The following is a 14,008-nucleotide window of genomic DNA, read 5'->3' on the forward strand; positions in this document are numbered from 1 at the left end:
TGTGGGTCATTTAGTGCAACGGCGAAAAGTATTACCACCTACGCCTAAACTGAGCTGTAACAAATAAGTTCAATCTCGCAATAACATCGATAAACTGCAATTTAATCTACGCAATAAGCCCGCAGCAGCTGGTGATGTTTTCCGCAGCTTTTGACAAGCCTGTCTATGGCGAAGGAAAACATTACCAGCTACCGCGGGCGTCCTTATGTATGGATTTTAACAACGTATTACCCTGGCTCAAAATAAACGGTAATCGCCGTCCCCTTATCCACCAGTGTATTCATTTCAATACTCTGCCCTACAGCATAGCCGGATCCCTCGCTTTGGAAAGTCAGACCTTTATCCGCTGCCAGTCCAGCAGCTTCACGCAGACTTTTCCCCGCAAAATCCGGCACCAAGACCTTGCCGTCAGGGATATCCCCAGTGAATGGTCTAGCCGGCCTGTGCTGCGGTTTCTTTTCCTCTGCAGGTGCCATACCGGCAAAGGGATCACTCGATGGCTCAATATGCAAATGCCGGAACAATTGGGCAAAAATACGTCCGGCAACCGGAGCTGCTATTTGGCCGCCATAGAAATTTCCTGTACCCGGATCATCAATCATGACCAAAACCGTCAGCTGCGGGTCTTCTACGGGCGCAAAACCGCAGAAAGAGGCAATATAACGGCCATCCATATAGCCGCTGCCGTCTTCACGGATTTTCTGCGCTGTCCCTGTCTTACCGCCAATACGGTACCCCTTGACCTGTGCCTTGGCACCACCGCCGCTGGCTACAACCTGCTCCAACAAGCCCATCAAGGTCTTATCCGTAGCCGAATCAATAACCCGGCGAACTTCTGTCTTGCCCCGTTCCTCATAGATACTGCCATCAGCATTGCGGATTGTTTTCACGATATGCGGTTTCAGCAGCACACCATCATTAGCAATAGCCGAGACAGCCGTAACCAGTTGCAACGGTGTCACAGCAATACTCTGCCCTATAGCAGAGGTCGCCATATCCGAATCACGCATATCCTCCGGGTTGAAAAGGATTCCACTTTCCTCCCCCGGTAAATCTATACCTGTCGGTTCCCCAAAACCAAAATCACGGGCATACTTCATCAGACGCTCTGCCCCTAAACGCAGCCCTACCTGCGCAAAGCCGGTATTCAGGGACTGCTTAACGACATCGGTAAAGGTGACCGTACCAAAGCTTTCACCATTCCAGTTCTGAATGCGCCGCCCGGAAACCATGACATACCCCGGGTCAACAAAAACCTGATTAGGACTTACCACTTTTTCCTGTAACGCAGCCCCCGCTACCACGGACTTAAACGTAGACCCCGGTTCATAGATAAAGGATACTGCCCGGTTTTTCCAGATTTCTGCGTTATACTCCCAGAATTTATTGGGATTATAGGACGGACGCGAAGCCATTGCCAATACTTCTCCCGTCTTCGGATTCATAACTACACAGGTTATCGCCTTGGGATTATTCTCCGCGATAGCCCTGTCTAATTCCTGCTCCACAATAAACTGGATACCACTATCCAAAGTCAGTTCCACCGTCTTACAGGAGTCTCCCATATAACGGCGGCGGCTGGAAAAAATAGAATCCAAGATAGGCCGTGCCTGACGGTCCGTTGTGAGATACGTCTCCTTGACTTCGCCTTTCAACACGGCGTCCAAAGCCTGCTCTATACCGTCCAGCCCTTTGTCATCGGTTCCCACAAAGCCCAGCACATTAGCCGCCAGTACATCATTCGGATAATAACGCTTGGCCTCGTCCCGGAATCCCAGACAGGACATATACTCCTTTTCCCGGATAAGCTGGCGCACAGCTTCATACTCCGACTGCTCCATGCGCCTTTTTACCCAGACAAAGCCGCCGCCCACCGCAATATCGTCCAAAATATCCTGCTCAGTCTTGCCAATAAGCGGAGACAGGTTCCCAGCCAATTCCTGTGGATTTTCTACATGAGATGGATCAATATACAAGGATTTCGTCATGGTGCTGACAGCCAATTCCCGCCCATTCCGGTCAAGGATAGTGCCTCGCGGCGACTGAATAGCATAATCCTGCCCCACCTGTGCCTTCATGCGCTCACTCAGCGCATTTCCCTGCACAATCTGCAGCCAGGCATAGCGGCCAACGATAAGCAGCACCGCCGCCAACATAATCAATGCCAAAAAACTGATCCGCCGTTGTATTGCACGGCGTTTCTTCTTCATTTACCGAGCCCCCTGCCTGCCGCTGTTTTTCAGCAGCGTTTCCCTTAATCTTCCTTCTATCTGCACCAATTCCGCTTCTGCTGCCTGCCGTTTGGCACGGCCATTCTGCTGAATCTTGATTGTTTCTTCAATGGTATTGATCAGGCGGTCATTGACCTCCCGAACCGTTTCAATGTCCACGATGCTGCGCTCATTTTCCTGCGCAGTCTCAATGCTGTTCTGCTGCAAAAGTTCAGCATTACGGCGTAAAAGCTCATTCGTCGTATTGCTGACCGCCTGCTGCATACGCAGCACATCCTGCTGTGCCTGCAGCCCCAAGGCAATGACCAGCTGGTTCTTCCACAAGGGTATGGTACTGTAAATAGCGGTCTGCACACGGTCAATAAGGGCTTTATCGTTATTCTGAATCAAGCGAATCTGCGGCGCGGACTGAATGGCAATCGTCTTGCTGATTTTGAGGTCATGAACTTTCTTCTCAAAGCGGTTCACACTGGCTTCAAAGTCAGCCACAACCTGCACGGCCATAGGGTCACCGGAATCAGCAGCCTGCTGGCGGAGTTTGGGCAGGGTAACTTCCCGCATTTCCACAAGTTTTTCTTCTCCAGCCTGAATATAAAGCTGCAGCTGCTTGAAATAACTGAGGTTTTCTGCATACAGCTTATCAAAGAGGGCCACGTCTTTCATCATCTTTAACTTGGCCTGCTCCAAACTGGTCTGAATCCTTTCCACCTGTGTCGACAGCTTTTCATAGCCCTGCTTGATGTCCTCGCCTTTTTTCACCAGACTGCCCACCAGCGGAATCTTCTTTAAGAAACTGCTGCCGCCCTCCGGCTCAAATTCCCGCACCTGCGTTACGAGATTGCCTAAAAGTTCACCAACCGGGCCGCTGTCCTTCGTGCGCACCTGAGAAAGCACGCTGTCCGAAAACTCCGCAATCTTCTGCTGTGCAGGCGCACCAAAACGCAAAATAGCCGTAGAATCGGTTAAATCCAGCTCGTCCTTTATCTTATCCACCTGAGCCCGTTCCTCCGGATTCAGCTCATTTACAACCTTTTCCACCTGTGCCGTCATCACCTCTGCAGACGGCAGGTTATCCGGTGTCACATCGGCACTTGCAATACCTGTTTTGGCTTTCATCAAATCTTCTAATTTAACTTCCATGGTCAGCCCCTCCGTTTAACGATAATATTGCTCGTAAAAATCATCTACCGGCATAAATAAGTACCGTATCCCCTCTACCAAAGATACTAAAGCAGGAATCAGCGTCCAGAAAAAGACAACATAAGCAATCCCCCACTTGGTTTTCCCCTGAAAGAATTTATGGGCGCCAAACGAGCCTAAAGTGATTGCCAGCCCGCTCATAATCATTTTTTGCATCAGCACAGAATTCCGCACATTATCCGGTGTAGTAATCTTCTCCCTAACCGGTGCGATTTCCTGCCCGCCCACCTTGGTGAGCACTCCGCGGCGGGGACGTTTTTTGCGCCCGATTCCCGTAGATGCCGGAGAGCTTTCTGCATTCAAATCCACATGCTCAGCAGCTGTCCTGTTGCTGTTACTGATTCCTTCAGCTTCCAAAGACTGCTGCATCACGGTAAGTTCTGCATCCATATCAAGCAGCTGGCTATTGATGATTTTCGTGAACTCTGCATTGTAAGCCTCATCAAAACTGACCAGCGTTTCCTTGAGCCGCGCCTTTACCTGCCGGACCTGTTCGGTCTCCAGCTTGGTTTCTTCCAGTTCCCTGTACTGCTCACAAAGACCGGCCGCCCTGTCCTGATAGTAATGGATAAAACGCCCCGCCGCCGCAATGCGTTCCGGGTGCTTTTCCACATAGTTCAAGAGCCTTGCAGCCTCCTGCTGCATAAGCCCCAGCTGCCGGCTCAACTGGCTGTCCCGAATTTTTGTGCGTGCCGCTTCCACCCGGTTATAATCCTCCCGGGCTTTTTCCCAATCCGCCAAAGCGGTGTCCGCCTGCGCCGCAGCCAACTGACTGACGTCCAGCTTCCGTACGGCTTTTTGCGGCAGCTGCCCTTTATAAATACTGATGCCCATGACCACCATCAACAGAAGACCAATCTCCCCCTGGTCATGAGTTATTCCATACATGCCGCCCCATCCCATGATCAATGCCATCAGACCATATATGTTACGCATCGCCATCGCTCCTTGCGCTTAGAATTTACCTTAATTATACCACAAAGCCGTCCCGGTTTGGGACGGCTTTCACTTACCAATGATATTTTTCCCCGCGGTTAATCTTAAAGGCGCGGTAAATTTGTTCGACGAGCAGGAGTCTCACCATCTGATGGGTGAAGGTCATTTGTGAAAAGCTCAGCAGCTCATCTGCAGACTTGCGTACTTCTTTGGATAACCCAAAAGCACCACCAATCAGAAAGGTGATATTGCTGCGACCGGAGAGCCCCAGCTTGTCGATGGCCGCTGCCAGCTCCTCAGAGGACTTCTCCTTACCGAACACATCGAGCACAAAGAGATAACTGCCCTCCGGCACCAGCTTCAAGAGTTTTTCTCCCTCTTTGGCCAGCACCTGTTCCTTTTCTGCCTCAGAAGGTGAATCCGGCATTTTCTCCTCGTGAACCTCCCGTATCTCCACCTGTGCAAAAGGCTTCAAACGCTTCATAAATTCCGCGATGCCTGCCGTGAGATATTTTTCCTTGATTTTTCCTGCACAGACAATCGTTATCTTCATCAGCGGTTATCCTGCGGCATTTCTTCGAGTACAACATCGGCATTGCGGCTGGCACCATTGCGGTCATAGGTAACCTTCACCGTGTCGCCGACCTTGTAGCTGGCAACCTTGGCCCGCAAATCGGAAACGGAGTTCACTTCCTCATCATTGACCTTCAAAATGATATCACCACGCTGCAGGCCTGCTTTACCACAAGGACCATTCAGGCTCAGCTGGAAGATATAGACACCCTTGTCAATATTCAGCTGATAGCCGTAGCGGCCGGCAGTCTGCGGGTCAAAGACCGATACGCCCAAATACGGACGGGCCACATAACCCTTGTTCATGATTTCATCAATGATGCTCTGCACGGTATTTGTCGGAATCGCAAAGCCCATGCCCTCTACGCCGCTGGCAGCAAGTTTCGCACTATTGATACCAATCACTTCGCCATCTGCATTTACCAGCGCACCGCCGGAGTTGCCCGGATTGATTGCGGCATCCGTCTGAATCAGCTTCACCAATTTGTCGCTGATATCCAGCGTACGGTTAACCGCACTGATTACGCCGCTGGTCACACTGCCGCGGAATTCCAGGCCCATCGGATTACCAATAGCGATAGCCGGTTCTCCGACTACAATCTGGTCAGAATCGCCGAATTTTGCCGTAGGCAGGCCGCTGGCCTCCACCTTCACCACAGCCAAATCCGTAAGCTCATCGGCACCAATCAGCTTGCCTTTTAGGCTGCGGCCATCAGACAGGGAAACAATGATTTCCTTGGCGCCGCTGACCACATGATTATTCGTGACGATATACCCGTCCTCGCGGAAAATCACGCCGGACCCCACGCCCTGCGTTTCCACGGGATTGTTGAACCAGTCACGGGCAACCGCCTTATTGGTAATACCAACCACAGCAGGGCCAACCATTTTAGCTGCTCGCACTGCCGGAGTATTCCGGGCATCAGACAGTTTTACATCAGCATTGGCCTGCTGTGCACTCTGGCTGGAGCTTTCCACACCGGCACTATTGTCTGCTGCCGTCCCTGCCGAACAACCGGAAAACGTAACTGCTGACAACGCCAGCATAGCTGCAACCATCAGTGAAGTTTTCTTCTTATTCATGAAAAATCCCTCCAAATTCAATTTAAGTGCCAGCTTACCATTTCGGTTTGACTGGCTACCGTTAAATCAATATTTACACCCTGACGTTCCAAAATTCCCTGTACTGTATTCTCTGCCAGTTCCGGACGATTGTTTTCCTCAGACAGATGCGCCAAAAACACCTTCTCCGGACGTTTCTGCATGCGGATAAGTGCCCAGGCTGCATCGCTGTTTGCCAAATGCCCGCGATTGGATAGAATGCGCCGTTTCAAATGCCAAGGATAGCTGCCCTGCTTCAACACCTCAGGATCATGATTAGACTCTAAAATCAGCACATCAGCGCCTTCCAGTGCCGCTTGTACGCTGGAAGTCACAAAGCCAAGGTCTGTAGCCAAGGTTACGTTCTTACGCCCTTTGAGCCGATAGCCCACAGGCTCTGCGGCATCGTGCGAGATATTAAAACTCTCAACCTCAAGCCCGTTAACGGAAAAGCGTTCCCCCACAGGGCAGAAACATTCTGCCGGAATCGCCGCCCGCTCTTTCATATGCTCAATCGTACCCTGCCGGGTAAAGATTGGCAGGTGATACCACTTCGACAGCGTCACCAGCCCCGCCACATGGTCACGGTGCTCATGGGTAATCAGCACACCATCCAAAGATGCTGCCTCCACCCCCAGCCCCGCCAGGCCCTTTTTAATTTTCGTGGCGCTGATGCCAGCGTCAATCAGCAGCTTCGTACCGTCCATTTCCACAAAAACGGCATTGCCCTTGCTGCCACTGGCCAAAATCCTAACCTGCATTCCCACGGCTCCTATCATAACACTTGACTATGTAAATTATCTGTAAAGATAACACTTTTTCATTATAACGCCATTGCGCAAAGATAACAACAAAAGAAAAGGCCATACCAGCCGAAAGTCCGTGGTAACTTATTCCTGCGCTAGTACACGCAAGCGTGTAAATCGCTTAGGAACAAGCCACCACGGACTTTCGAAGGTAGTTTTAGCCCCCACTAGAGAAGAGACATATAAATTCAAATAAACAAAAAGGGCTCGGTGACTTGTTCCTGAGCATTTTACGCGCAAAGCGCGTACTTGCGCAGGAATAAGTCACCGAGCCCTTTAGCTACGATGTCAATCGAACCACATCGTGGTAATTATTAGATGTTGTACACGCGTACAGAGCTGGAGTTGCCCTTGCCAGCCTTCACACCAGACGTGATGATGGTCATATCGCCACGCTGTACAAGACCTTCCTTAACAGCAGCAGCCGTAGCGTTGCTGAGCATTTCATCGGCATCGCTCCACATGGAACCGAGCACCGGATATACGCCCCAACGGAGGTTCAGCTGACGCAGAGCCTTTTCGCTCGGCGTATAAGCTACGATAGCAGCCTTCGGACGATACTTGGATACAACTTTCGTCGTGTAACCCGTTTCGGTCGGCGTGATGATAGCCGGAACATCGAGTTCATAAGCCATCTGTACCGTAGCATGAGCGATAGCACGCGTACGGGATTTCAGATGATGCAGGCCGCGTTCCACATAGAGTTCTTTGTATTCCAGAGAGCTTTCGATGCGCTGTGCGATGCGGTTCATCGTGGAAACAGCTTCTACCGGATAGTCGCCGGAAGCCGTTTCACCGGACAGCATGATTGCATCCGTACCATCGAGGATAGCGTTACCAACGTCGGATACTTCTGCACGGGTCGGACGCGGGTTGCGTTCCATGGAGTCGAGCATCTGCGTAGCAACGATAACCGGCTTGCCAGCAGCGTTGCACTTACGGATGATTTCCTTCTGAATAAGGGGCACATCTTCTGCCGGAACTTCTACGCCCAGGTCACCACGGGCAACCATGATACCATCGGAAACTTCGAGGATTGCATCGAAGTTCTTAACACCTTCGAGGTTTTCAATCTTCGGAATGATTTCCATGCGGCCATTGTGCTCTTCGATGAGCTTACGGATAGCCAGCACGTCATCCGGACGCTGAATGAAGGAAGCAGCTACGAAATCCATATCCTGTTCGCAACCGAAGATGATGTCCTTAGCATCCTGTTCGGAGATAGGAGGCAGACCCAGGGATACGCCCGGAGCAGCTACACGCTTACGCGTGCTCATCTTGCCGCTGTTCTGAATCGTCGTAACGATATCTTTGCCCTTGATTTCATCGACTTTGAGGGCTACGAGACCATCGGAGAGGAGCAGGGTGTCGCCCGGCTTAACTTCCGTGTAGAGACCTTTGTGGTTTACGGAAACATGAGTTTCATCACCCGGTACATCGTCATAGGTCAGCGTGAACTGGTTGCCCTTTTCGAGCATAACCTTGCCATCTTTGAACTCGCCCAGACGCATTTCCGGACCTTTGGTATCGAGAATCAACGAAACAACCTTGCCAGCTTTCTTGGCAGCTTCACGAACCATATTGATACGGCCAAGATGTTCTGCATGGTCACCATGGGAGAAATTGAAACGTGCGCAGTTCATGCCATTTGCGAGCAGCGCATCAATTACGCCCGGTTTCTCTGTGGACGGACCCTGAGTGCAAATGATTTTCGTCTTTTTTAACATGTTGTAAACCCCACCTATTCTTTTACTACATATTATATTTTAGACGGACACCCCCGAATTTCGGAGTCGCTGTATGGCGTCCTGTCTACGGCCTAAGTCAAGGGAACAATGTCCCATCAGCTACTATTCTACACTCTTTGTCCCCATAAGTAAAACATTTTTGACGAAAATCTATGGAAAAATATATTTTCTGAAAAGCGGCTCATTGCTTGAAATTTATTGCTTTTATTCCCCCTGATAACCCGCGACTATTGCTATTAATTGGAATTGTTCCCAGTGCCAAAAAACACTTATGCTTTCCCCCAAAAACAACGATAAACTTATAAGGAGAGTGTTGCACTTTCCAGATTTTAAGGAAAGGAGGATTTATCATGTCTACCATTTCATCAATGACCAGAGATACGTACACGATGTACAAAATGGCCCAAGGCGGTACCCAAAGCACCACTGCGGCACAGAAAGCAGCCAGCGAGGCTGAGGAAAACGCTGGCAAGTCTTCTGCTCAGAGCAAAAGCTACTCCGCCGCAGCCTCTAGTGTCAGCCAGTTGAGTAATTTGGTTGGTTCCTTTGATTCGGCATATTCCAACAAAAAAACCAGCGCTGCCCAGGATTCCATCAGCAGCCTTTGGTCTGGTTACACCAAATCGAGCGCCATGGGGGCAGGTCTCGCTAATTTAAGTGCCCTTTCCGATGTGTCTTCCACAGCAGCCGGACTTGTCAATTCCTATAACGAAGCCAAGTCCGCCTTCGAAACGCAGTTCAAAGCCTATATGGGCGATTTGCAGAAATCTGCCCAAACGGTCAAGAACATGAGTTACGAATTCAGCGCCGATGACATCACCGAGGCTGAAGACGGCACAAAAACGTATAGTGACGGCCTCAAATCTGCCATCAAGAACGTCAAACAGCTGGTCTCCGACTACAACGATGCTATAGACCTCACCAGCGACTACAGCAGTGTGGGCAAGCGAATGGAAGCACTCCATAAGTCATTTGCGGACACCACCTATCGGGCCGATACCTACAACCAGCTCGGTATTACAGTGGACAGCAAGACGGGCAAGATGTCTGTAGATGAAGACGCGCTGGCGACAGCACTGACCGAAAACGGCGATCGGGCCCAAAACGCACTGGGCGCTAATGGCCTTGCAGGCAAAGCCGAACAGCACCTTGCTCAGGCCAACAACCAAAGCGACAAACTGTTCCCCTCCCTGCAGAATATGTTCGGCAACTCCATCAAAACCGCCTCAGCCTACACCAACCCACAGGTACTGAACGCCTCTGTTCAGTACGGCATGATTGGGAATCTCTTTAGCACCATGTTCTAAGAACTGTAAAAAACTCCATGAGCAAAAGTCACAGAGAGAAACCAAGAACAAAGCCCGGGGGCTGATAATGCTTTTCCGTCGCGTCTGACAAGCTTGTCTAAGCAGAGGAAAAGTAATGTCAGCCACCGGGCGTCTTTTACATCGAGCAAAAAAGCCGCCCGCGGCAGTATATCCCTGCACTAGTACGCGCTATGCGTGTAAATCGTGCAGGGATATACTGCCGCGGGCTTTACTGTCTACTATTCTCTTTACGTTCTATCCACTGTTACACATTTGCCGCTGCATCCCAACCTAGCTGCAGAGCTTTCATGTTTGCCTCTACTGTATGCGGCGGCACACGCTTTTTCACAAAATCCTTAACGGTGTCTAACTGAACCAGCCCCGTGATGCGCACGAGTGCCCCCAACGCCACAATATTGGCAAAGAGGGACTTGCCGAGTTCTTCTACAGCCAGTTTTGTAATCGGCAGGCGGACTACCCGCGGGAAGTCCGGCGTTTCCGGCACAAGACTGTCATCTAAAATCAGCAGGCCATCTTTATGCAGGTCACTGTAATATTTATCCGCAGCCTTCTGGGTCATCGCCAGTACCAAATCCGGCGTTTCCACATGCGGGTGATAAATCGTTTCATCACTGATGATGACCTCGGCTTTTGAGGCACCACCACGGGCTTCCGGGCCATAGGACTGGCTCTGTGCCGCCTCTTTTCCCTCAGCAACTGCTGCTTCCGCCAGCAGGATTGCCGCTGTAATCACACCCTGTCCACCGGAGCCGGAGAGTCTTAACTGTTTTTTCATGCGTGTGCACCTCCTGCCCGTTCAATCACCTGATCATAGGCGGTGTCATAATCCATCGCCGAAGCCTCATACAATAAGCCAATCGGGAATTTTTCCGGAGCAACAGCTGCCGGGTCAAGTTTATCCCAGGCGGACTTCATCACCGCATTATCGCGCATCCACTTCATCATATCTGCCGGACTGCCCAGCTTATTCTTGCGGCCATAAGCCGTGGGGCACTGCACCAGCGCCTCTACAAAGGAGAAACCATGATTGTCAAAAGCATTTGCAATCATATCCGTCAAGTGCTGCACATGGAAAGCCGTAGAACGCGCCACATACGTAGCACCAGCAGCCTCAGCCAAAGCACAGGCATCAAACGGCCGGTCTACAGAACCATAAGGTGCCGTAGTCGCTTTTCTGCCCATAGGCGTCATGGGCGATGCCTGCCCACCGGTCATACCATAGATATTATTATTGAACAGCACCACCGTCAAATCCACATTGCGGCGGCAGCCGTGAATGAAATGATTGCCGCCAATAGCCGTGCAGTCACCATCACCAGTAATAACCACCACATTTAAATCCGGACGAGCCAGCTTTATCCCGGTAGCAAAGGGGATAGCTCTCCCATGTGCCGTATGCAGGGTATCAAAATCCATATACCCCGAAGCACGGGAAGAACAACCAATACCGGACACGATTACCGTATTATCCTGATTCAGTTCCGGACGTTTGGCAATCGCCTGCACAATCGCCTTCATGGCGATACCATTGCCGCAGCCGGGACACCAGAGATGCGGAAGGCGGTTCTGACGGAAATATTTCTCGTACTCTCTCTCTGCCATCAGCCCTCAACCTCCTTTATCAAATCCTCTACACTTGCCAAAATCTCACCGGGTTCAAACGCCCGCATATTATACTTGCCGCAAAGCGACACAGGACACTGTCCATTGGCCGCGCGGCGTACTTCATGGACAATCTGGCCATAATTCAGTTCCGCCACGACAATGCCTTTGACCTTAGCCGCCAGTTCCCCAATGACCTTATCCGCAAATGGCCAGATGGTCATCAGGCGCACCAAACCAACTTTTTTGCCAGCTGCTCTCGCCTCCCGGACGGCCTCATAAGCTGTCCGCGCCGTACCGCCAAAGGATACCACGGCATACTCCGCATCATCCATGAAATAACTTTCCGTATGAATGATTTCTTCACCAGCACGTTCAATCTTCTCATGGAGACGGCGGATAGAATCTTCCGTTACCTTGGGGCTGCCCACCGGGAATCCGGTTTCGTCATGGATAAGACCAGTCACATGAATATGATACCCTTCGCCAAAATCCGCCACATTGGGAACTAAATCCGCCTCCGGCGCAAAGGGCTGATAACCTTCTGCCCGGGTCTTCGACGGCTTGCGGCGCGGATAAATCTCCACCTGCTCCGGCAGTTCCACCTTTTCCCGCAGATGCCCCACCATCTCATCCATCAAAAGCATTACCGGCGTGCGGAAACGTTCTGCGTAATTCACCGCCATCACTGTAGCATCATAAGTTTCACGGACACTCCAGGGAGACAGGGCAATCACCGGATGGTCACCATGCGTCCCCCAGCGCACCTGCATCACATCGCCCTGCGAAGGAGCAGTAGGCTGGCCAGTTGAAGGGCCAACACGCTGCACATCAACCAGCACGCAAGGAATCTCCGCACAAGCCGCATAGCCAATAAGCTCCTGTTTCAAAGAAAATCCCGGCCCGGAAGTAGCGTCCATAACCTTGCAGCCAGCTAGGGAGGCACCTAAAATAGCGCCCATCGAAGCAATCTCATCTTCCATCTGAATAAACTTGCCGCCAGCCTGCGGTAATAGTTTGGCCATAGTTTCGGCGATTTCCGTCGAGGGAGTGATTGGGTACCCGGCAAAAAAATTAACCCCGGCAGCAATAGCTGCCTCTGCGCAGGCTTCATTGCCCTGCATCAATCTTGCCTTGCTCATGCCGCTCCCCCCTTTGCAACTTTATCCACAAATATTGCATAATCCGGACACCGCAGTTCACACTGCCCGCAGCCAATGCAAGCCTCCGGATTTACCACCTGCACCTTCCCCAGCTCATCTATGGCCAGCACTGACTTAGGACAAAAGGCTGCGCAAATCCCGCACCCTTTGCACCGCGCCTGTTTGACGCTAATCTCCGCTTTCATAAACTCCGCCTCCAATTAACACACTAAATATAACTTAATTTACATAGCAAATATGCTTATTTCTTATATACTTTTACATCATAACAGAAAGTTGTATAAAAATCCACTGTTTTTGTAAATTTAAGTAATGTATACATAAACAGTATACCTCGCCCATTCTTCTTAATGTAAATGTTCGCCACAAAAACAAAATCTCCCCCATAACGAAAATAAATTTTATTTTTATTGTTCAACAAAGATATTGCCCGTTTTTTCACGGGGATAAAATACAAAAATCCACTGCCCAAAATGTCAATAATATGGTATACTATGGGGGTAGGAATGTTGTTTTTGCACAATATAAATGTAAATTTGGCAGGAATTTTCCTATTATTGTCGAAAAGTTTATAAGATGGTGAGTATAATTGCTTAATGCTCACTTTCAGGAAGAGGTGAAAAACATGGCATTCATCCTGATAACAGGTTCGATTATGTCCATTAGCATCTTCCTCATTTACAGGCTGTGCCGCTTTTTTAAGATTGAAATGAAATGGATTTCCCTGGTGCTTTGTGCCATAATGGCCTTTATCGTCAATGGCATGGCGATCACTATGAGTCCATTCCTTGACCGTACACATTACTTGCGTCTGGGAATATTGGTGGTCACAGCGGCGGCGTTAGTGACGATTTTCAACGAACGGATGCTGCGCCGGGAGGAAGCACTTGCTGGTGGATATACCGTTCTTCCCACAGAGCAGCTGCCTGTGAAGGAGGAACCTCCCACAGAAGATAATATGCTGCTGGCTCGACGCAAAAAATCAGCTGCCCCCGCAGCTGTAGAAGAACCCCCCGCAGCGGAACCTGTCTCAGTAGAAGAAAATGCACCCATGCAAACAGATTCGCCGAAGGAATCTACTACAACGAAAAAAACTACTGCCGATATTCAGGCGGCGCAGCTCGCTGTAAAAGAAGCCGAAGCCGCAGCCAAGATTATTGCCGAACAGGCTGAAGCCGAAGCCAAGAAAAAAGCTGCCGCTGAAGCTAAAGCAAAGGCCGAAGCCGAGGCTAAGAAAAAAGCTGCTGTTGAGGCTAAAGCAAAGGCCGAAGCTGAAGCCAAGAAAAAAGCTGCTGCTGAAGCTAAAGCAAAGGCCGAAGC

The 14,008-nt window shown here is 50.4% G+C and carries 13 protein-coding genes; 2 read left to right on the forward strand and 11 right to left on the reverse strand.

Annotated elements, in window-relative coordinates; genetic code table 11:
* Positions 1–227: 227 nt before the first annotated feature.
* From G598_RS0116035 to pyk, 7 genes are all read right to left on the reverse strand, one after another.
* Positions 228–2,210 carry a penicillin-binding protein gene (locus G598_RS0116035; protein ID WP_026767775.1) on the reverse strand — a complete coding sequence of 661 codons (1,983 nt, stop codon included), beginning with the start codon at positions 2,208–2,210 and terminating at the stop codon, positions 228–230.
* A complete protein-coding gene (locus G598_RS0116040; RefSeq protein ID WP_026767776.1) occupies positions 2,211–3,371 on the reverse strand; it encodes a toxic anion resistance protein in 1,161 nt (386 codons plus the stop codon). It abuts the gene before it with no gap.
* Between the two features lie 15 nt (positions 3,372–3,386).
* Positions 3,387–4,367 (reverse strand): 5-bromo-4-chloroindolyl phosphate hydrolysis family protein, encoded by a 981-nt coding sequence (locus tag G598_RS19450; RefSeq protein WP_169534998.1) that lies wholly within the window; start codon positions 4,365–4,367, stop codon positions 3,387–3,389.
* A gap of 73 nt (positions 4,368–4,440) precedes the next feature.
* On the reverse strand, positions 4,441–4,920 hold the full coding sequence (rlmH, locus tag G598_RS0116055; RefSeq protein WP_026767777.1) for a 23S rRNA (pseudouridine(1915)-N(3))-methyltransferase RlmH: 480 nt from the start codon (positions 4,918–4,920) through the stop codon (positions 4,441–4,443).
* On the reverse strand, positions 4,920–6,023 hold the full coding sequence (locus G598_RS0116060; protein ID WP_037364850.1) for a S1C family serine protease: 1,104 nt from the start codon (positions 6,021–6,023) through the stop codon (positions 4,920–4,922). Before G598_RS0116060 ends, rlmH begins: the two co-directional genes overlap by 1 nt.
* A gap of 17 nt (positions 6,024–6,040) precedes the next feature.
* Positions 6,041–6,802, reverse strand: coding sequence for an MBL fold metallo-hydrolase (locus tag G598_RS0116065; RefSeq protein ID WP_026767779.1), 762 nt, complete (start codon positions 6,800–6,802; stop codon positions 6,041–6,043).
* A gap of 359 nt (positions 6,803–7,161) precedes the next feature.
* Positions 7,162–8,574 carry a pyruvate kinase gene (gene pyk / locus G598_RS0116070; protein WP_026767780.1) on the reverse strand — a complete coding sequence of 471 codons (1,413 nt, stop codon included), beginning with the start codon at positions 8,572–8,574 and terminating at the stop codon, positions 7,162–7,164.
* A 371-nt stretch (positions 8,575–8,945) separates the two neighbouring features.
* Between pyk and fliD the strand changes: the two genes are divergently transcribed.
* The gene (gene fliD, locus G598_RS18310) at positions 8,946–9,902 is read left to right on the forward strand and encodes a flagellar filament capping protein FliD (protein ID WP_051180452.1); all 957 of its coding nucleotides are present in this window, start codon (positions 8,946–8,948) and stop codon (positions 9,900–9,902) included.
* 265 nt (positions 9,903–10,167) lie between these two features.
* Here the strand turns inward: fliD and G598_RS0116080 are convergent, their stop codons facing one another.
* Genes G598_RS0116080 through G598_RS0116095 form a run of 4 tightly spaced genes read right to left on the reverse strand, consistent with a single transcriptional unit; the run spans position 10,168 to position 12,873 of the window.
* Positions 10,168–10,698: a 2-oxoacid:acceptor oxidoreductase family protein gene (locus G598_RS0116080; protein WP_026767781.1), complete on the reverse strand. Its 531-nt coding sequence runs from the start codon at positions 10,696–10,698 to the stop codon at positions 10,168–10,170.
* Positions 10,695–11,525, reverse strand: a complete 831-nt coding sequence (locus tag G598_RS0116085) for a thiamine pyrophosphate-dependent enzyme (protein WP_026767782.1) — start codon at positions 11,523–11,525, stop codon at positions 10,695–10,697. The genes G598_RS0116080 and G598_RS0116085 overlap by 4 nt, the downstream gene beginning before the upstream one ends.
* The gene (locus G598_RS0116090; protein WP_026767783.1) at positions 11,525–12,667 is read right to left on the reverse strand and encodes a 2-oxoacid:acceptor oxidoreductase subunit alpha; all 1,143 of its coding nucleotides are present in this window, start codon (positions 12,665–12,667) and stop codon (positions 11,525–11,527) included. Before G598_RS0116090 ends, G598_RS0116085 begins: the two co-directional genes overlap by 1 nt.
* Positions 12,664–12,873, reverse strand: a complete 210-nt coding sequence (locus tag G598_RS0116095; protein WP_026767784.1) for a 4Fe-4S binding protein — start codon at positions 12,871–12,873, stop codon at positions 12,664–12,666. Before G598_RS0116095 ends, G598_RS0116090 begins: the two co-directional genes overlap by 4 nt.
* A 440-nt stretch (positions 12,874–13,313) precedes the next feature.
* Between G598_RS0116095 and G598_RS20145 the strand changes: the two genes are divergently transcribed.
* Positions 13,314–14,008, forward strand: a 695-nt coding sequence (locus G598_RS20145) for a hypothetical protein (protein ID WP_211221605.1), incomplete at its 3' end; no start/stop codon positions are given.

This window comes from Selenomonas ruminantium subsp. ruminantium ATCC 12561 (genome assembly GCF_000424065.1).
Taxonomy (GTDB): Bacteria; Bacillota; Negativicutes; order Selenomonadales; family Selenomonadaceae; genus Selenomonas_A; species Selenomonas_A ruminantium.

Coding starts and splice junctions, on each gene's coding strand:
- rlmH (WP_026767777.1), bottom strand. CDS start 4,920: ATGAAGATAACGATTGTCTGTGCAGGAAAAATCAAGGAAAAATATCTC.
- G598_RS0116040 (WP_026767776.1), bottom strand. CDS start 3,371: ATGGAAGTTAAATTAGAAGATTTGATGAAAGCCAAAACAGGTATTGCA.
- G598_RS19450 (WP_169534998.1), bottom strand. CDS start 4,367: ATGCGTAACATATATGGTCTGATGGCATTGATCATGGGATGGGGCGGC.
- G598_RS0116085 (WP_026767782.1), bottom strand. CDS start 11,525: ATGGCAGAGAGAGAGTACGAGAAATATTTCCGTCAGAACCGCCTTCCG.
- G598_RS0116065 (WP_026767779.1), bottom strand. CDS start 6,802: ATGCAGGTTAGGATTTTGGCCAGTGGCAGCAAGGGCAATGCCGTTTTT.
- G598_RS0116095 (WP_026767784.1), bottom strand. CDS start 12,873: ATGAAAGCGGAGATTAGCGTCAAACAGGCGCGGTGCAAAGGGTGCGGG.
- pyk (WP_026767780.1), bottom strand. CDS start 8,574: ATGTTAAAAAAGACGAAAATCATTTGCACTCAGGGTCCGTCCACAGAG.
- fliD (WP_051180452.1), top strand. CDS start 8,946: ATGTCTACCATTTCATCAATGACCAGAGATACGTACACGATGTACAAA.
- G598_RS0116080 (WP_026767781.1), bottom strand. CDS start 10,698: ATGAAAAAACAGTTAAGACTCTCCGGCTCCGGTGGACAGGGTGTGATT.
- G598_RS0116060 (WP_037364850.1), bottom strand. CDS start 6,023: ATGAATAAGAAGAAAACTTCACTGATGGTTGCAGCTATGCTGGCGTTG.
- G598_RS0116090 (WP_026767783.1), bottom strand. CDS start 12,667: ATGAGCAAGGCAAGATTGATGCAGGGCAATGAAGCCTGCGCAGAGGCA.
- G598_RS0116035 (WP_026767775.1), bottom strand. CDS start 2,210: ATGAAGAAGAAACGCCGTGCAATACAACGGCGGATCAGTTTTTTGGCA.